Origin of the sequence: Citrobacter sp. FP75 (assembly GCF_018342065.1) — a bacterium.
Taxonomy (GTDB): domain Bacteria; phylum Pseudomonadota; class Gammaproteobacteria; order Enterobacterales; family Enterobacteriaceae; genus Citrobacter.
Genome location: NZ_JAFDOE010000002.1, coordinates 429,029 through 446,997, shown reverse-complemented (window position 1 = coordinate 446,997; position 17,969 = coordinate 429,029). Strand labels below are relative to the sequence as shown.

17 protein-coding genes are annotated in these 17,969 nt (G+C 54.3%); 4 read left to right on the top strand and 13 right to left on the bottom strand.

The window, feature by feature from the left end; genetic code table 11:
* Window positions 1–5 precede the first annotated feature (5 nt).
* The 3 genes from kduI to JQ822_RS09780 form a co-directional block, all read right to left on the bottom strand.
* Window positions 6–842, bottom strand: coding sequence for a 5-dehydro-4-deoxy-D-glucuronate isomerase (gene kduI, locus JQ822_RS09790; RefSeq protein WP_213133305.1), 837 nt, complete (start codon window positions 840–842; stop codon window positions 6–8).
* 484 nt (window positions 843–1,326) lie between these two features.
* On the bottom strand, window positions 1,327–2,505 hold the full coding sequence (locus tag JQ822_RS09785; RefSeq protein ID WP_213133545.1) for an acetyl-CoA C-acetyltransferase: 1,179 nt from the start codon (window positions 2,503–2,505) through the stop codon (window positions 1,327–1,329).
* 103 nt (window positions 2,506–2,608) lie between these two features.
* Window positions 2,609–3,493 (bottom strand): LysR family transcriptional regulator, encoded by an 885-nt coding sequence (locus JQ822_RS09780; protein WP_213133304.1) that lies wholly within the window; start codon window positions 3,491–3,493, stop codon window positions 2,609–2,611.
* A 101-nt stretch (window positions 3,494–3,594) separates the two neighbouring features.
* Between JQ822_RS09780 and JQ822_RS09775 the strand changes: the two genes are divergently transcribed.
* Window positions 3,595–4,050, top strand: a complete 456-nt coding sequence (locus JQ822_RS09775; protein ID WP_135324440.1) for a multidrug/biocide efflux PACE transporter — start codon at window positions 3,595–3,597, stop codon at window positions 4,048–4,050.
* A 141-nt stretch (window positions 4,051–4,191) separates the two neighbouring features.
* Window positions 4,192–5,421 (top strand): amino acid permease, encoded by a 1,230-nt coding sequence (locus tag JQ822_RS09770; RefSeq protein ID WP_213133303.1) that lies wholly within the window; start codon window positions 4,192–4,194, stop codon window positions 5,419–5,421.
* Between the two features lie 776 nt (window positions 5,422–6,197).
* Here the strand turns inward: JQ822_RS09770 and rcnR are convergent.
* Window positions 6,198–6,470 carry a Ni(II)/Co(II)-binding transcriptional repressor RcnR gene (rcnR, locus tag JQ822_RS09765; protein ID WP_003825567.1) on the bottom strand — a complete coding sequence of 91 codons (273 nt, stop codon included), beginning with the start codon at window positions 6,468–6,470 and terminating at the stop codon, window positions 6,198–6,200.
* A gap of 119 nt (window positions 6,471–6,589) precedes the next feature.
* Between rcnR and JQ822_RS09760 the strand changes: the two genes are divergently transcribed.
* On the top strand, window positions 6,590–7,462 hold the full coding sequence (locus JQ822_RS09760; protein WP_213133302.1) for a nickel/cobalt efflux protein RcnA: 873 nt from the start codon (window positions 6,590–6,592) through the stop codon (window positions 7,460–7,462).
* A 42-nt stretch (window positions 7,463–7,504) separates the two neighbouring features.
* Here the strand turns inward: JQ822_RS09760 and JQ822_RS09755 are convergent, their stop codons facing one another.
* From JQ822_RS09755 to JQ822_RS09725, 7 genes are all read right to left on the bottom strand, one after another.
* Window positions 7,505–8,887, bottom strand: a complete 1,383-nt coding sequence (locus JQ822_RS09755) for an amidohydrolase family protein (RefSeq protein WP_213133301.1) — start codon at window positions 8,885–8,887, stop codon at window positions 7,505–7,507.
* Between the two features lie 12 nt (window positions 8,888–8,899).
* A complete protein-coding gene (locus JQ822_RS09750; protein ID WP_213133300.1) occupies window positions 8,900–9,850 on the bottom strand; it encodes a carbamate kinase family protein in 951 nt (316 codons plus the stop codon).
* Window positions 9,851–9,876: 26 nt separating this feature from the next.
* Window positions 9,877–11,427, bottom strand: coding sequence for a xanthine permease (locus tag JQ822_RS09745; RefSeq protein WP_213133299.1), 1,551 nt, complete (start codon window positions 11,425–11,427; stop codon window positions 9,877–9,879).
* 117 nt (window positions 11,428–11,544) lie between these two features.
* Window positions 11,545–12,963 (bottom strand): DUF1116 domain-containing protein, encoded by a 1,419-nt coding sequence (locus JQ822_RS09740; protein ID WP_213133298.1) that lies wholly within the window; start codon window positions 12,961–12,963, stop codon window positions 11,545–11,547.
* Window positions 12,963–14,510, bottom strand: a complete 1,548-nt coding sequence (gene fdrA, locus JQ822_RS09735; RefSeq protein WP_213133297.1) for an acyl-CoA synthetase FdrA — start codon at window positions 14,508–14,510, stop codon at window positions 12,963–12,965. Before fdrA ends, JQ822_RS09740 begins: the two co-directional genes overlap by 1 nt.
* Window positions 14,488–15,387 (bottom strand): DUF2877 domain-containing protein, encoded by a 900-nt coding sequence (locus JQ822_RS09730; protein WP_342344237.1) that lies wholly within the window; start codon window positions 15,385–15,387, stop codon window positions 14,488–14,490. Before JQ822_RS09730 ends, fdrA begins: the two co-directional genes overlap by 23 nt.
* Window positions 15,388–15,402: 15 nt before the next feature.
* Window positions 15,403–16,008: an ankyrin repeat domain-containing protein gene (locus JQ822_RS09725; RefSeq protein ID WP_213133295.1), complete on the bottom strand. Its 606-nt coding sequence runs from the start codon at window positions 16,006–16,008 to the stop codon at window positions 15,403–15,405.
* 393 nt (window positions 16,009–16,401) lie between these two features.
* On the opposite strand from JQ822_RS09725, the gene JQ822_RS09720 reads away from it, so the two are divergent.
* The gene (locus tag JQ822_RS09720; RefSeq protein ID WP_135324429.1) at window positions 16,402–17,331 is read left to right on the top strand and encodes a LysR substrate-binding domain-containing protein; all 930 of its coding nucleotides are present in this window, start codon (window positions 16,402–16,404) and stop codon (window positions 17,329–17,331) included.
* 42 nt (window positions 17,332–17,373) lie between these two features.
* Here the strand turns inward: JQ822_RS09720 and JQ822_RS09715 are convergent, their stop codons facing one another.
* Both JQ822_RS09715 and yjdI read right to left on the bottom strand, forming a co-directional pair.
* Window positions 17,374–17,646, bottom strand: a complete 273-nt coding sequence (locus JQ822_RS09715) for a GNAT family N-acetyltransferase (RefSeq protein ID WP_016157396.1) — start codon at window positions 17,644–17,646, stop codon at window positions 17,374–17,376.
* 11 nt (window positions 17,647–17,657) lie between these two features.
* Complete coding sequence (gene yjdI, locus JQ822_RS09710) at window positions 17,658–17,888, bottom strand: 4Fe-4S mono-cluster protein YjdI (RefSeq protein WP_135324427.1); 231 nt, start codon at window positions 17,886–17,888, stop codon at window positions 17,658–17,660.
* Window positions 17,889–17,969: the final 81 nt, after the last annotated feature.

Here is a 17,969-nt window from a genome sequence, read left to right as displayed (position 1 = left end):
CGCGACTAGCGCAGATCTTTTACTGCGACGTGATCCATGTCATCAAAGACCTGGTTTTCGCCGACCATGCCCCAAATGAACGTATAGGCTTTTGTGCCAACGCCAGAGTGAATAGACCAGCTTGGGGAAATGACGGCCTGCTCGTTATGCATCACAATATGACGCGTTTCCTGAGGCTGCCCCATCATATGGAATACGCAGGTGTCTTCTTCCATGTTGAAGTAGAAATAGACTTCCATACGGCGTTCATGGGTATGGCATGGCATAGTGTTCCACAGGTTGCCCGGCGCCAGTTCGGTCAGCCCCATGCTCAACTGGCAGGTTTCCAGCACATCCGGCACGAAGTATTTGTTGATGGTACGACGGTTACTGGTGAGGTCATCACCCAGAGTAACTGGCGCAACGTCTGCTGGCGTGACTTTTTTGGTTGGATAAGTCGTGTGTGCTGGCGCGCAGTTGTAGTAAAACTTCGCCGGTTTCGCTGCATCAAGACTCGCAAAAACGACTTCTTTTGCCCCTTTCCCGATGTACAACGCATCGCGATGACCAATCTCATAGCACTGATCGTCAACGGTAATCGTGCCCGGACCACCGATGTTGATCACGCCTAATTCACGACGCTCGAGGAAATACGTTACGCCCAACTGTTTGCCGACTTCACCGCCAACGGAAACAGTTTTGGCCACTGGCATAATGCCACCAACAATGATGCGGTCGATGTGGCTGTAAACCATGGTGTATTCGTCTGCGACAAATACCTGCTCTACCAAAAATTCATTACGCAGCGCCTGAGTGTCCAGGGTTTTAGCATGCGCACTGTGAATACTTTGTCTTACGTCCACATTTACCTCCAGTGATAAATTGACCGTGAATTCTTGAACGATAGCAAAACGCTGTTCCGTTTTTGCCTAATGCGTTCATGATATCCCTCCCGGAACACGTTTTCAATTATAACTAAAACGATGTTTCACTTTTTATGTAAGTTAATATCAAAAGTGTAGCTGCGATCACGCTAGCGTCTATAAATAGCAATATTGATTCAAATAAAATCATTTAAAACAATTAGATATGTGATAAATCAAAAGAGTAACGCAGTAGCGGCAGGGATAACGCACTGAAAATACAGTCGTGCTAAAGACACGTTCACACGCCATTTCTAACAAATTGCGCTGTCAACCACATGAAATGAAACATTGTTTTGATAAATTGACGAGGTTTTAGAATGTATGTTTCTGCCACTGGCCTTGCCCTCCCGCTGGAGGGCTTTTTTACAGGTGCAGAAGTGATACAGCAGGGAAGGCGTTTGAGAAGGGAAACCTAAGGTCGTTAATCGCGTTCAATGGCGAGCGCGACGCCCTGACCACCGCCGATACACAGCGTTGCCAGGCCCTTGTGCGCCCGACGTTTAACCATTTCGTGAACCAGCGAAACCAGAATACGGCAACCCGATGCGCCAATCGGATGACCCAGCGCAATGGCTCCGCCGTTCACATTCACCCGCCGTTCATCCCACTCCAGCATTTTCCCGACGGAAAGCGCCTGCGCGGCGAAGGCTTCGTTGGCTTCGATAAGGTCGACATCCGCCAGTTGCCAGCCAACTCGCTCAAGGCAGCGCCGGGTCGCATACACTGGCGCAATGCCCATCAATGCCGGATCGACCCCGACGCTGGCAAAGGCGCGAATACGCGCCAGCACGGGTAAATTCAGTTCCCTGGCCCTGGATTCGCTCATCATCATCACGGCAGCGGCACCATCGTTGATGGATGACGCATTACCTGCCGTAACGGAACCGAGCCTGTCAAAGGTAGGATCCAGACGCGCCAGTCCTTCAGCGCTGGCATCGGTTCTTGGCTGTTCGTCGGTGTCCACCACGATCGATTGCCCGTTACGCTGCGTCACCACCGGCACAATTTCATCTTTAAAGCGTCCGGCATCGATTGCCATCCGTGCTTTATGCTGCGAATGAAGCGCGTAGGCATCCTGTAATTCACGGCTGATACCGTATTCCCGCGCCAGGTTTTCTGCAGTAACGCCCATATGGTAATCGTTGAAGGCATCCCACAGCCCGTCATGCACCAGACTGTCGACCAGTTGACTGTTACCCAACTGTGCCCCGGTACGACTGTCAGTCAGGACATGTGGCGCGCGGCTCATGTTCTCTTGCCCGCCGGCAATCACAATATCGGCTTCGCCACACTGGATAGCCTGGGTCGCCAGATGCAGCGCTTTCAGGCCCGAGCCACAAACATCGTTAATGGTGATGGCTGAAACGGTATTAGGTAGCCCCCCGTTGATAGCGGACTGGCGCGCCGGGTTTTGCCCTGCACCCGCCGTGAGCACCTGACCGAGGATGACTTCATCAATTGCGTGAACATCCACTCCGGTGCGTTCCATTAACGCCCTGACCACCATACTGCCTAGCTCAACGGCAGAGTGACGCGCCAGCGTTCCCTGGAAGCAGCCAATCGGTGTCCGTAACGCCCCCACTATCACAACCTCTTTCATCACCACCTCAGCGCAAAATAACAGCGTCATAGTAGATGATTGTTAAGAATAGTTATCTTAGTTGTTTAAAAAATGGTGATTTTTATCACAAAGGAAATGTGTATCATTTATCTGTCATCGTGATGCCACCCTGCTGTAAATGATCGCGTAGCCAGCTTCCCGCCACGCCAGGCGGGGATTTCTTGTTCCACAGCAGGTCGATAGAGATAGCTTTTGGCCAGCCGGGGACCTTCAGTTGCACCAGCGGCTTCTCCGCGGCAAATTCCTCCACCAGCGCGCAAGGCAGCGTGCACCAGCCAAACCCCTGCACTGCCATACTCAGTAATAATAAATAGTTGGGAGCGGACCACACGGGACCGCGCGCCACGTTGGTGCCGCTTTCCAGATAGGTATTCAGACGCAGCTCGCGCCAGGTATGCAGCTGCTCCCACTGCAGTTTTTCCTGCGCCGCCAGCGGATGCGAAGCCGCAACGTACAACCCCATCAAGGTTTGCATCGGCAGGCGCGTGACGCCCATGTCCGTGGGGTAATCCTCTCGCGCTTCAATCAGACCAACCTGCGCACGCCCCTTTTGCAGCAGATCGATCACGTCCTCATCTTCGCCAATCAGACATTCAAATTCGGTATGCGGAAACAGTCGGTCAAACTGCACCATCAATTCTTCCAGCACATCAGGGTGCAGCGTGTCCGAAAGCACAAAGGTCAGACGTGCTTCCGTTTCGCCCGACAGCGAAATTGCCGCTTCGTCCAGCCGATCGCTCGCCGACAGAATCGCCTGCACATAACCGAGTACCCGCTTACCTTGTTCAGTGAGCACTGGCTGGCGCGAAGTGCGGTCAAACAGCGCAAAGCCGAGATCGGCTTCCAGATTGGCTATCGCCGTGCTGATGGTGGACTGGCTTTTGCGTAACCGCCGCGCCGCCGCAGAAAACGAACCGCAGGACACGGTCTCAACAAATGCCGTTAATGCCTCAGGGGAGTAGCGCATGAAGTATCTACTTTATCGATGGATTCTATCTTTTAGATATCACATAAAACGATAAAATTGCCACCATTCCGTTATCCGGGCATCAAAGAAGGTTTTAGGTTATGCAACACGATACAGTCCAACGCCGCTCGTTACTGGAGCGTATTTTTCACGCCGTCTGTTTTGAGGGCATTGCTACCGCGGTTCTCGCGCCAACCACCGCATGGTTGATGCAGCGCTCGGTGCTGGAAATGGGCGGATTGACCGTACTTCTGGCGACTACGGCGATGATCTGGAATATCATTTATAACGCTCTGTTTGACCGCTTGTGGCCGTCACATCTGGTGAAACGTACGGCTAAAGTACGCGCATTTCATGCGTTAGGTTTTGAGAGTGGTTTTATCGTTATCGGGGTGAGCATTGTGGCATATGTGCTGAACGTCAGCCTGCTACAGGCATTCACACTGGAAATAGGTTTCTTCCTGTTCTTCCTGCCGTACACCATGTTTTATAACTGGGCATATGACACCTTGCGCGAGCGCGTGATGAAGCGTCGCCAGCAGCGCGTTACTGCCTGATAATCCAATGAATAGTCGGAACTTTCCCCATTCCGGCTATTCATCCATTCACCACCCACTTGTTCGCACCTCCCCCAGCCCCTCTCATTTGTGGTAAATTGCGCTTCTTTTTGTTTATTTTATAGTTGATACGTTCAAATAATGTCGAAAATTTGGTCAAAAGAAGAGACTCTCTGGAGCTTCGCGTTATATGGGACTGCCGTCGGCGCAGGAACCCTTTTCCTCCCCATCCAGCTGGGTTCTGCGGGTGCGGTGGTGCTGTTTATCACTGCACTCGTCGCCTGGCCTTTAACCTACTGGCCGCACAAGGCGCTGTGCCAGTTTATCCTGTCGTCAAAAACCTCTGCGGGTGAAGGGATCACCGGTGCGGTCAACCACTATTACGGCAAAAAAATAGGCAGCCTGATCACCACTCTCTATTTTATTGCCTTCTTTGTGGTGGTGCTGATCTACGCCGTGGCGATCACCAATTCACTCACCGAACAGCTGGCAAAGCATATCGAGATAGATCTTCGCGTGCGCATGCTGGTCAGCCTGGGCGTGGTGCTGGTGCTGAATTTGATTTTTCTGATGGGTCGACAAATCACCATCCGGGTGATGGGCTTTCTGGTGTTCCCGCTCATCGCGTACTTTTTGTTCCTGTCGCTCTACCTGACCGGAAGCTGGCAGCCGACGTTACTCACCGGCCAAATGTCTTTCGATCAGCACACGCTTCATCAGGTCTGGATATCTATTCCCGTGATGGTTTTCGCTTTTAGCCATACGCCCATTATCTCCACGTTTGCTATCGACAGACGTGAGAAATACGGCGAGCAGGCCATGGGTAAATGCAAAAAAATCATGAAGGTAGCCTACATCATCATCTGCCTGAGCGTGCTGTTTTTCGTCTTCAGTTGCCTGTTGTCGATTCCCGTAAATTACATTGAAGATGCTAAACACGAGGGCGTGACCATTCTGTCAGCGCTGTCGATGATGCCCAACGCGCCAGCCTGGCTGTCGATTTCCGGGATCATCGTCGCCGTGGTAGCGATGTCAAAATCGTTCCTCGGTACCTACTTTGGCGTGATTGAAGGGGCCACAGAGGTGGTGAAAACATCGCTGCATCAGGTGGGAGTGAAGAAAAGCCGGGCCTTTAACCGCGCCCTGTCTATTATGCTGGTCTCAACCATCACGTTTATCGTTTGCTGCATTAACCCTAATGCCATTTCAATGATTTACGCTATCAGTGGGCCGCTGATTGCCATGATTTTGTTCATCATGCCAACGCTGTCTACCTATCTGATCCCAGCACTCAAACCGTATCGTTCAGTGGGTAATCTGATTACCCTGACTGTCGGTTTACTGTGTGTTTCGGTGATGTTTTTCGGCTAGGACGTGTTGTTTAACGACTCATTCTCCTGAGCGTGGGCGCAATGTCGTTCAGTTAACGACTCAGTTTCAGAAAGTATCAACCTGTGTTGGCGGAGGTAATGAGTATGCTATCTCAGAGAAAGGGTTCCGTTCACCTCATGTTCATCGTTTCTCTGAAGCACCAATTCCTGTGAACGTGCAAGGGAGGCTCACCGCCGCCTCCCTTGCAACCAAGGCTCCCGGCAATTTTGTCATTCGACTTATTCCGTCTGCCTGTCGGGTCGGGGCCGAGCCTGCGTCCCTGCAGGCCGTCCCCTCTGCCCGCATCCCTGCGGGCAGTCCCGGTCAGCCGTCAACGCCTCATCGATTTTCAGCCGGACCAAGGTCACCGCTTCAACGCTCTGACTTTCAGTTAAATCTTTTTGCTGTTCAAGCATATTCAAATAAAAATACAGGAGGCCAGGCGTGGCTGATCCGGCTGAAAATTGCCGACGTGTTTCCGTAAGGCCGGGAGAGCCAGCATGGATGCTGGCTCAGGGCGCGTTTTGCAGGGATGCTACCTCGCGCCCGGCCCGGTAGCCTGAAGGAATAAGCGGAGGGTATTGCGCAGCAACAATTTTCCCGCCGGGAGCCGGAATTGTAAAGGGCGTGGCGAAGAACGCCCTTTACACGTTCACGGGTATCTGTGCTTCAGATAAATGACACTGCTGAAGTGAACGGAACCCTGAGCAAGAATCACATATTCACCCTACGTGCTTAACTGGACGGTATTGAACGTGGATGAGCCGCATTCAACCTTACTTGATGTAAGAATCCAGCACCTTCAGCACCACGTCCAGATCCTCTTCGCGTTTGATTTCATCGCCCTGATGCACAATATGCTCGGTCAGATGACCTTTAATCACTTCACGCATTAATCCGTTTACCGCCCCGCGGATCGCCGCTATTTGCTGCAATACCGCCGCGCATTCATGCGGTTCATCCAGCATGGTTTTCAACGCCGCTACCTGTCCCTGAATCTTACTGGTTCGGGCTTTCAGCTTTTGTTTGTCGCGGATCGTGTGTGACATCGTTCTGTCCCGGTTGCATAAATCATGACTCACTATACCGTGCCGATCTACTGGGGGGTAGTATTCGGTACTGGGGGGGAGTAGAATCAAACGAAATTAAACAACTAAGAATCATTCTCATGGGTGAATTTTCTACACTTCTTCAGCAGGGCAACGCCTGGTTTTTCATTCCCAGCGCGATTTTATTGGGAGTGTTACACGGTCTGGAGCCGGGGCATTCCAAGACGATGATGGCGGCCTTTATCATCGCCATTAAGGGCACGATTAAACAGGCGGTGATGCTGGGGCTGGCGGCCACGTTATCGCATACCGCTGTGGTGTGGTTAATTGCGCTCGGCGGGATGTATATCAGTAAAGCGTTTACCGCACAGGCGGTTGAACCCTGGCTGCAATTTGTCTCAGCGATCATTATCTTGAGCACCGCATTGTGGATGTTCTGGCGCACCTGGCGCGGCGAACAAAACTGGCTGGCTCAGACGCATCACGACTATGGTCACGAACATCACCATCATACTCATCACCACCACGACCACGATGACGATCACCACCATCATCACGAACACACTCATGACCATGCCGCACTGGCAGGACTGAGCGAAGATTCAAAAGCGTATCAGGATGCCCACGAACGGGCACATGCCACCGACATCCAGCGTCGCTTTGCGGGCAAAGAGGTCACCAATGGGCAAATTTTACTGTTTGGCCTGACCGGCGGATTAATCCCCTGCCCTGCCGCCATTACGGTACTGCTGATTTGTATCCAGCTCAAAGCCTTCACCCTGGGCGCGACTATGGTGCTGTGCTTCAGCCTCGGGCTGGCGTTGACATTGGTGACGGTGGGCGTAGGCGCGGCAATCAGCGTACAGCAGGCCGCCAAACGCTGGAGTGGATTTAACGCGATGGCGCGCAAAGCGCCGTATTTTTCCAGCGTGCTGATCGGCATGGTCGGCTTGTATATGGGGATCCACGGCTATCTGGGGATCGTAGGGTAATCGCAGAGCGCAGCGACGTTTGTCGCTGCGCGTGAAGCACGGCTAGCTCGCCACATTTCCCCACACCAGCAGGCCTTTATGGAAGGTTGCGGTACGTGGGGAGATTCGCGCGACCGCTTCCGCAGAACAGGAAGCATCCACCAGCACAAAGCTGGCTTCATCCTGCGCTTTCGGCCAGGCACGTTCACCTTTATCGTTGAGCGGCAGCACATCGCCAGTGGCGAGGAACAGCGCCCGCGACAGGTTGAGTTCGTTCGGGCGAATATAGAGCTGCGCGTACAGATTCGCTTTCTCCAGCATGTCCCCCAGCCCATACGGTGACCAGTGGTCGATCACGCTGTCGGTGCCGGTTATCACCACCACGCCTTTGTCGCGCAGCTGTTTCAGCGGCATGTGCATCGTGCCAATTGGCACCGTCGAGGCAATGGTAATTTGCTGCGCCACCATACGGGTTGCCAGTTCATCCACCTGCTGCTCGTTCAGCGTAGACAGCGCAAACGCGTGGCTGATGGTCAGCTTGCCTTTCAGTTGCGGAGTTTTCTCTACCGTTTCCACCATGTAATTCACCGCCGCCACGCCTGCCGGACTGGTTTCATGCAGATGGATATCCACGCCTTTGTTGTAATCGAGTGCAATCTGGAACATGGTGTCGAGGGATTTCTCCATCGCCCCGTCCACGCTGGTCGGATCCAGCCCGCCCACATACTGCGCCCCGGCCTGCATCGCTTCGCGCATCAGCGGTTCAGACTTCGAGAGCAGCAGACCATGCTGCGGAAACGCCACGATTTCACAGGTAAAACCCGGCTGACGACGCGCCAGAACCGCCTGTAAGTTTTCCAGATTTTTCAGCCCGGAAACCGGCTCAATATTGCAGTGGCTGCGGGCAATCGAGGTGCCTTTTGATTGCAGCAGGTCGATAAGCTTTTCGGCACGCTCCTGAGTATAGGGCTGGAGTTCAGGCAGCAGCTTTTGCTCCAGGCGGATCATATCCTGAATGGTGGTACCCGCCGGGCGATTCAGTGAGCGCCACGGGCCGCCATAAAAGGTTTTATCCAGATGGATATGCATGTCGCGCATAGCGGGCAGCATCAGCTTTCCACCCGCATCGTAGTGCGGCAGCGTCGCATCCGGATGCTGCTTATTCTCGCGCAGCGCAACAATTTTCCCGTCCTGAATCTCAACGGTTTGCAGCGCGGTACGAGTATGTACCACCACCGAGTTTTCGTAATCGAACCCCGCTTCCAGCAGGACGTTATCCAGGTAGTAGTGTTTATCGTTAATCGTCATGGTGCTCTTCGTGTCACAGGTATTCCCGACAGGATTAGCAGCATACGCGACCGGGGCTACCGCGCCAAACAGCGCGGCAGCGGTCACCATTTTTCCGCCCTGGCTTAAAAACTCACGGCGGCTGTTGTTTTCCTTCATTCGCATCTCCTTTCAGGAATGGACAATATGAGTGCCCGTTTCGCCGCGCAGCGCGGCGGGCAGGCATTCCGGCGTGGTGATGATCACCCGCTTGCCGCCACGGGCCAGAAACGTCAGGCTGGCAATGATTTTGGGTAACATGCTGCCCGGCGGGAAGTGCCCTTCCTGCATGTAGCGGGTCATTGTTGCGACATCCACCGTGTCCAGCGCCTGCTGGTTGGGCTTGCCAAAGTGCACACACACTTTCTCAACGCCGGTGGTGATCACCAGAATGTCAGCGCGGATCTCCTGCGCCAGCAATGCGGTGGAGAGATCTTTATCAATCACCGCGTCCACGCTCTGATAATCCCCCTGATCGCTACGCACCACCGGGATCCCACCGCCGCCCGCGCCAATCACCACAAATCCTTGCTGAGTCAGCGTTTTGATCGCCTCCGCCTCAACAATGCGCTTCGGCTCCGGCGAGGCGACTACCCGACGGTAGCCGCGCCCAGAATCCTCAACAAAGCGCCAGCCCGGATTGACCTGTTGCAGCGCATCACGCTGAGCTTCACTGAAGAACGCCCCGATGGGCTTAGTCGGGTTAGCAAATCCTGGATCGTTTTTGTCGACCTCCACCTGCGTGACCACGGTGACCGCCTTCTGCTCACCGCGCCGCGCCAGGCGGTTGTTCAGCGCCTGTTGGATCAAATAGCCGATGCCGCCCTGGGTATCGGCTACGCAGTTTGCCAGCGGCGTCAGCGGTAAGCCTTCACGCTCGTGGGCAATCTCCGCGCGTCGAAGATCCAGTCCCACCTGCGGCCCGTTACCGTGTGTCAGCACAATGTTGTAGTCGGATGCCAGCATCTCCAGCACCGTATCCGCAACCGCCTTTACTGCTTCAGCCTGGTGCTCAATCGACTGGCTGGCGTTATCTTTGATAATGCTGTTGCCGCCAATGGCAACGACCACAAGTTCTTTCATAGCGTCATCTTCCACAGCTAAACGATTCAGGAGGTTTTGGTCGGTTGCTGCTCAAGAGCAGTCACCGCTTCACGGCTGTCGAGAACATGCTTTATCACGAACATACCGCCCATCATCAGGTAGGCCATGACAAACATCAGCGAGCTGCCTTCAGCAAACCCAACGGCCGGGGAGTGGATCACCCCAAACAGTGACAGCAGCGCCCCACCGGCGGCGGCAATAGCTCCGCGTAATGGCTTGTTTATAATGGCAAAGATGGCGATACAGCCCCACAGCATACTGGCCAGCGGCGCGCCGCTACCGAGATGCACCAGCCCGTCGTAGTACACGCCTTTGCTGTGTAGCAGATCGGTTCCGAGTTTCGCCGCTGACGTTCCAGCCGCCCCCATCACGCTGTTAACGATGGTCAACGCCCAGTTGGCTATCCACGGGAACAGACAGATGAAGATGACAGGCACCTCGACTTTGGGCGTTTCTCGTACCACCTGGTTGGCGGTCACCACGCCGATAAACACCAGAATCGGCACGATCGCGGTCATCGGAATAATGGCGAGCATAAACGCTCCCAGGCCAAACAGCGGCACCAGGAACATGGTGATACCCGAGGCGAGGGTGTAACCGATGCTGGCTCCCATCGCTTTCCAGCCCGCATGCCCGACATACACGGTCACCGGGAATGGATTACCCAGCATACAGCCGAGCATCGAGGCAAAACCGTTCGCCATCATGACCTTACGGGTGTTGTACTCATCGCCTGCGGCGTGCGCACTTTCAATGTTCTCGAGGTCAAAAATGTAGTTCGCCAGTCCCAGGGGAACCGCAGAAGCCAGATACGGCAGAGCGTGCGGCAGGCCTTGCAGGAAGCTGTCGACGTGAATTTCCGGCGGGTTAAAACCAAAGGAGGACATCGACGCTTTAATGGCTTCCGGGCTTTGTAAACCGGAGATCCATGCCAGAGCCGTACCGGCAATCAGCAGCAGCAAACCGGTCGGGATACGGGCAAAAATCGGCTTCTTACCGAACCAGTTAATGAAGATCAGCAGCAGGACGATGAAGGAGACGGTCGGCGCTTCAAACGCCTGCAGCATCGGGTTCATCGCCAGCAGCAGCAGTCCCAGGCCGGACAGACAAGAGAGCAGTACCGTACGCGGGATCATCTTGCGGATAGTCTCGCCGAGGAACGAGCCGCCGACCAGGATCAACGCTTCGACAAAACACCACACCAGCGCTATCTGGATGGCAAAGTTGGCATCTTTGGTTTGCTGATAAACCGGCATCAGCACCAGGAATGTGACGGTAAAAATTGACGGCGCGCTCGGCCCGGACGGCAGCGCCGTCACGTCTTTACGCCCGGTGTGCTTTGCCATCTGCAGGCCAAACCAGGCATAGCAGACGCTGGCCACCAGCACCGCCAGACCAAAGGCAGGCGCAATACGGCCATAAACAATTTCGGTAGGGATCCCGACGACAAAAATGAGCAGCCCCATCATTGTCAGCAGGTTAGTCAGGTTGTTGGTCATCAGCCCAAAGTAAGCCGCCCAGTCACCGCGTTTCCATTCTAGTTTTATGCTGTTCATGGAATATCCTTTACAGGTTAAGCATCGTTTGCGATCGCGGAGATCGCCCAGCCCTGCAGGTAAGCAACGTTTTTCGCTTTGCGAGCCCGGGGCTAACGGCGTTAGCCCCGGTTGTTGTTATTGGCAGTAGCGATCGCGCCAGCTGAGGATCGCCTTTTCAAAGCAGGCAAACGGCGGATGTACAATTCCCGCGCCGATCATGCCGATCCCCGCATCTTTGTGCGCAATCGCGGTGTTGATCACCGGCAGAATGCCGGTGCTGCCCACGCGCGTGATGTCGATAGCGGTTGGTACACCCATAAAACCGAGCAGCGGAATGGTGACGTTCGGGTTTTCGCCCAGCGTGATTTCACGCATCTGGCGAGAGAAATCGACCGCTTCCTCAACCGTACCGCCGACCAGCGCCACGATGGCGGGAGCCGTCGCCATGGCGAAACCACCAATGCCGTAGGTTTCGGTAATCGCGCTGTCGCCGATATCGCGCCCTGAATCTTCCGGCTTGTAGCCCGCAAACATCGGGCCAATCACCTGCTGCGCCGGACCGGTAAACCATTGCCCTGGTAAGCCGCTGACGCGCAAACCGAACTCGACGCCGTTACGCGCCATCGTCGTCACGACAGTGCTGTACTCAATGCCGTGCGCGGCGTCCATCGCGGCTTTACACATCGCCATCCACGTCGGTCCGGAGAAATAGTCGCTACTGAGGACAAACTCAAACACTTCACGCTGCTGCGCGACCGGATAACCGGTCTGGATGATCCACGGGGTCAGCGCCTGAATCAGCAGCGCCGTCCCGGCGTTATTACGGTTATGGCACTCATCGCCCATGTGCAGCGCCTGCGCCAGCATCAGACGCAAGTCGATTTCGCCCGCCAGCTTCATGGCATCGCGCAGCATCGGCCCCAGCACATCACGCATCCAGTTCAGCCTTTCGATAACGCTCTGATCGTTCGCGCCCATGCGCAGGATCTTCGCCATCTGCTCGCTCATATTGGTATATGCGCGGTTGCCGTAGGTTTTGTTCTCGACGATGTGCATAAACATCGACGCCGACGTCACGCCCGCCATCGACCCGACGCAGTCGTGCTCATGGCACGGCGAGAAGATAATTTCGCCGGAGGCGGCCAGTTCGGCGGCTTCATCCAGATCTTTCGCCAGCCCTTCAAACACCAGCGCACCGGTGACTGCGCCTTTCATTGCGCCGCACATGTTTTCCCAACGGGTAGGCGGCCCGGCATGCAGGATGGTGTTGCGGGTCATGCCCGGCACCACGTTGATCGCCTGGTCATAGCCAATCAGCGCCGGATGCGACTGGATAATACGTTCCAGCGCCTGCTGGTTAGCGGCAGCGATTTTGTCTGCCAGCGGCGAATCGGCAATCTCGTCCAGCGCAGCAACCACCTGCATGTTGCCCTGGCCCGGCGGCGTCCAGTCGAGCTGAGTCACGGGTACGTTCTGCTTTTTCAGATCATCGCTGAACATCGCGATGCCAACGTTAATCACGTTCAACGGCTGGGTAAACAGCGTCTGGCTCATCAGGCTTCCTCCCCTTTACAGATAAATTCACGCGCCAGCAATCCGGTGTTGGTGCTGCTGCTCGCCCAGATGACACCAGCATCGGTCAGCATCTGGCACTGTTTTTCCAGCGCCGGCGTATCCAAATCGGTTCCCAGCACGTAACCGAGGATCTCCAGCGGACGACCGTCTGCGGCGGCGATCGCTTTCGCCTCAGCGATCGCCTCGATCATCACACCGACCGGATCTTCATGCGATCCAAAACCAAGCACGAAGTCCATCACGATCACGCCCACTTCAGGATCGCGCGCTTCCTGCAACAGACGACTAATGCGGTTGGTGGGATCGATCATCGGGTGCGGTTTACCGTTGGTGAAGTCGTCATCACCGAAATCGAGGAAGGTATGCGCCACGCTGCGGTTGAGATCTTGCAGGCGGAACGCCGGGTCCGGATGAATGTTGCTGTAAACTTCCGCATGTTTTTCCATGGCGGCAAACATCGCCTCATCGCACAGCGTGCCGCCGCAGAACAAGCCGCGAATATATTTTTGCTGCGGTGTCAGGCGGGCGCGCACTTCTTCAATCAGCGGCCAGTTGAGCGGATGCAGATCCAGGCTCTCTTTTTTCACGCCGCTTAACAGGACCGCTCGCAGCGCCGCATCTTTGGTGCCACGGGCAAACTGCAACCCGTCTTCATCCGCCATCGCGGCGTCACGTCCGAGGAAGCACACCACCACCGGTTTATGACAGTTACGTGCACGATCCAGCACTTTACGCGCTACCGCAGATGCAGGTGGTTTGGAGATCAGCGCAATGATCTCGGTTTGCGGATCGGCTTCCAGCATACCAATCGCGTCAAGCATCATCAGGCCGCCAATCTTCTCGCTCAGATCGCGCCCGCCGGTGCCAATCAACTGGGAAATACCGCCGCCAAATTCATGAATACGCACGCTCAGTTCCTGGCTACCGGTACCGGACGCACCAACAATCCCGATATTGCCGCGACGCACCGCGTTACCAAAACACAGCGCCGCGCCGTTAATAATGGCGGTCCCGCAGTCCGGCCCCATCATTAACAGCCCTTTTTCGTGCGCCAGCTGTTTCAGCGCCAACTCGTCGTCGAGGGACACGTTGTCAGAGAACAACATCACGTTGAGGTTGTTTTGCAGCGCCTGACGCGCTTCGCGGGCCGCGAACAGGCCGTTGACGGAAATCACCGCCAGGTTGCTGTCGGGAACGTGCTTCTTCGCACTGGCAAGCGTGGCATATCGCGCTTCATGCTGACCACTCTGCTCTTTATGCGTGAACAGCTCGTCGATAGCCACCAGCGTCTGCTCGTTCGCCGCCTCGCTCGCGCCTTTGATGACAATCATCAGATCGCCACTCTTCGCCTCTTCCAGTTCAGGCGTCAGCAGGCCGAGATTCTTCAGCACTCCTTTGTTCATTTCCGTTGCCATCGCCACAAACGCCTGCTCCACGCCATCGAGCTTGTTAGCGCGCGTTGAGATAGACATCAGTGACACAGAATCAAAATACGTGTTCTTTTTAACAACTATCCTGATCGACATAATTCCCTCCGGACCGGTGGCTCAGGGCGCAGGCGTCCGCCATGCCGTACAGCATGTCGCAGCCAGAACTTGAGCCGATATTTTTAATGTCAGTAATATATTGCGTAGCAACGTGGTGTTGCTGAGTAATAATGTGAGTTATCAGCCGCGCGACGCTTTCCCGATAACGCTGATGAAAAGCCTCTTCCAGTGTTATTTTGCTGAGTAATGTCGTGTTATTCCCCGCACTCTGTAAGGCGGCTAAAAAATCTTGTCGATATTTTTTTAATGGCTGCTGGTCAATAAATAAAATCGTACTTAAGCCCACCAAATAATCATCGGACGATGGCGTTAAGCCAATTCCCAAACCGATTAACTGGCCGACCGCGGCAGAAATATTTTCACCGCTATTTAGTGCGGCGATTAATGCCCGGCGGCGTCGCTGTAATTCACGGGCGATTTCCTGATAAAACGGGTTATCTCCCTGGTACAAAAATAATGTGTCGTGGTGATTAAGCTGTTGGCGGATAGCCTCAGACCAGCCACACCAGGAAATTTCCGCGAAGCGGTTGGCATCTGGCGACCAGACCGGCATTTGCCACGTCTGGCAATCGGAGGTTGCTATCCATTTATCAGTACCAACGGCTATCCCCATCCCGGTAAAACACACCGGCTCACCGGGGTAAAACAAGTCTTCACAATGCGTCAGCGCCAGCCGACAGCTGTTAGGCGCGTTATCGCCGCTCTCACTCAGTAAAGTGAACAATCGCTGCTGTTCTGGTATGAACAGGTTCACCGCGCGGGAAAAAACCTGTTCTACTCGCCCCGTTCCCCGAAATTCAAGAAGCGCGCCGTCGGCGGTTAGCGCCGCTACGCATCGCCGTGGTAGCGTGGCGATAGTGGCGCTCCTCGGTCAGGCTCCGGCGGCAATCAGCAGCTCGGCGATTTGGTGATACCCTTTCTCCCGCGCCAGCTCCAGCGGGGTTTTGCCGTATTTGTCGGTCATGTGCGGGTTAGCGCCATTTTCAAGCAGCAGCTTGACGATTTCCTGCTGCTTCGCGCCGCCATCGTTGAGTACGATGGCTTCCAGCAGCGGCGTCCAGCCAACAAAATTGGTATGGTTGACGTTGATTTCGGTACGCAGAAGCAGCTCGCGCACGATCTCCACATGACCTTTTTCGCTGGCAGGCGTAATGCCAACACCACCAAAACGGCTCAGGCAATTAAGATCGGGGTTAGCCGGTAATACCAAACGCAGTAGCGTTAAATCATTCGTCAGACAGCTAATCAGGAATGGGTTAAAGCAGGTTTGATCTTGTTTATTAATATCAGCGCCGGCCTCAATCAATAAAGAGACACAATCGTAATGTTTATTCAGGCTGGCAATAATTATGGCGGTACGCCCCTGGCGATTGGTCGCATTAATATCCACATTTTTTGTCAGGCAGGATTTTAATCCCTGCACATTGCCCTGCTCTGCCGCCAGCAGAAATTCAGTAATAAGTTCTTTCTCTGACATAATCCTTCTCCTGCAGTTTTTAAGGCTTTTTAAATATCCGATAACCTGAGAATAGCAACAGAGTGATGAGAAAAACATCCGCTTAAATTTCATTCATCGTTAGCGAGGCGATTGTTGAATAGTATTTAATAATGAGAGCAAAACGTGCTGTAGTGCAATCTTTCTCTTATAGCTGACGCTCTTTTACGCGCTAATCAGTCATCCGGGTAATAAAGCGGTATGCTGCACGGACAGCGGCCTGCAACTAAAGAACAGAAGTGTGATTGCCTTCAAATCAAATGTAATCTTAGTGTTAAATTCTGTTCAAAACTGATTGCTCTGTATAAGGATTACAAATACATTCAACAATCATCATATGGCGGGCGGTAGTCTTGAGGTCTGAGGGGAGAGAGGATGAATTCAATTTTTACCGAGGAGAACCTGCTGGCGTTCACCATGGTTGCGCGCTACAGCAGTTTCAGCAAGGCCGCCGAGGAGTTGGGTTTAACCACCTCAGCCATTAGCTACACCATTAAGCGAATGGAAACAGGACTGGACGTGGTGCTGTTTACCCGCAGTACCCGCAGCATTGAGCTGACCGAGTCCGGGCGCTATTTCTTCCGTAAGGCGACCGATCTGCTGAACGACTTCCACGCCATCAAGCGCAGCATTGATACCATCGCCCAGGGCATTGAGGCGCGGGTACGCATCTGCATTAACCAGTTGCTCTACACCCCACAGCATACCGCGCGGCTGCTGCAGGCCCTCAAAAAGCAGTTTCCAACCTGTCAGATAACCGTGACCACCGAGGTCTATAACGGCGTCTGGGATTCCATCATTAATAACCTGGCCAACATCGCCATCGGCGCACCGGATACGTTACTGGACGGCGGTGGCATTGATTACACCGAGATTGGAGCGATCCGCTGGTCGTTTGCCATCGCCCCGGATCACCCGCTGGCCTTTATGCCCGAGCCGATCTCAGAGAGCCAGCTGCGGCTGTATCCGAATATCATGGTGGAAGACACGGCGCACACGATTAACAAGAAGGTCGGCTGGCTGCTGCACGGACAGGAGTCTATTCTGGTCCCCGATTTTAATACCAAGTGTCAGTGCCAGATCCTCGGTGAAGGTATTGGCTTTTTGCCGGACTACATGGTGCGTGAGGCGATGGAAAAGTCGCTGCTGGTGATGCGCCAGATCCACAACCCGCGTCAGGATTCACGCATGCTGCTGGCGACCCAGCATTCGGCAACCGGTCGGGTGACTCAGTGGATCAAAAAAGAGTTTGGTCCGCAGGGAGTGCTGACGGGGATTTATCAGGATCTGCTGCATCGGGAGTGATGCGCCGGATGGCGGCGATGCCTTCCGGCGAAATCAGGATTATCAGGCGCGGATATCGTCGTACTCGCGGGTTTTATCGAACTCATGTTTGGCAAACGGGCACAGCGGAATAACTTTGCGGTTTTCAGCGCGCATTTTCTCCACCACCTTCGCCACCAGCAGTTTGCCGACGCCCTGACCTTTCAGGCTGGGATCGACATCGGTATGTTCAATGATGCTCAGATGCTCGCCCGTCGGCACGAAGACAATCTCAGCGACCTGGTTGCCCTCAGCATCGTTCACATAAAATTTATTGTGGCCTGCAAGAATTTCCATGGTTCCCTCACTTATTTCTGGCGATATTTCAGCGCACCGCTCGGACAGGTATCAATGACCTTAATAACCGTCGCGACGTCTACTTCATCCGGGACTATCCACGGCTTACGTTTCAGGTTAAAAAGCTTCGCGCTTCCCCGCACGCAGTTGCCCGAATGCTGACACATCGCCGTGTTGAAGTAGACGTCAATCTTCTCGCCGGTATAGGCCCGGTAACCTGCATCCAGTAGTTCCTTATCCACGACATTGCCTCGCATTTTTTTATTGTCTGGGTCTAATCATAGACCTCTGCGAGTCTGAAGGAAGCCACTGGCGGCAGAAAT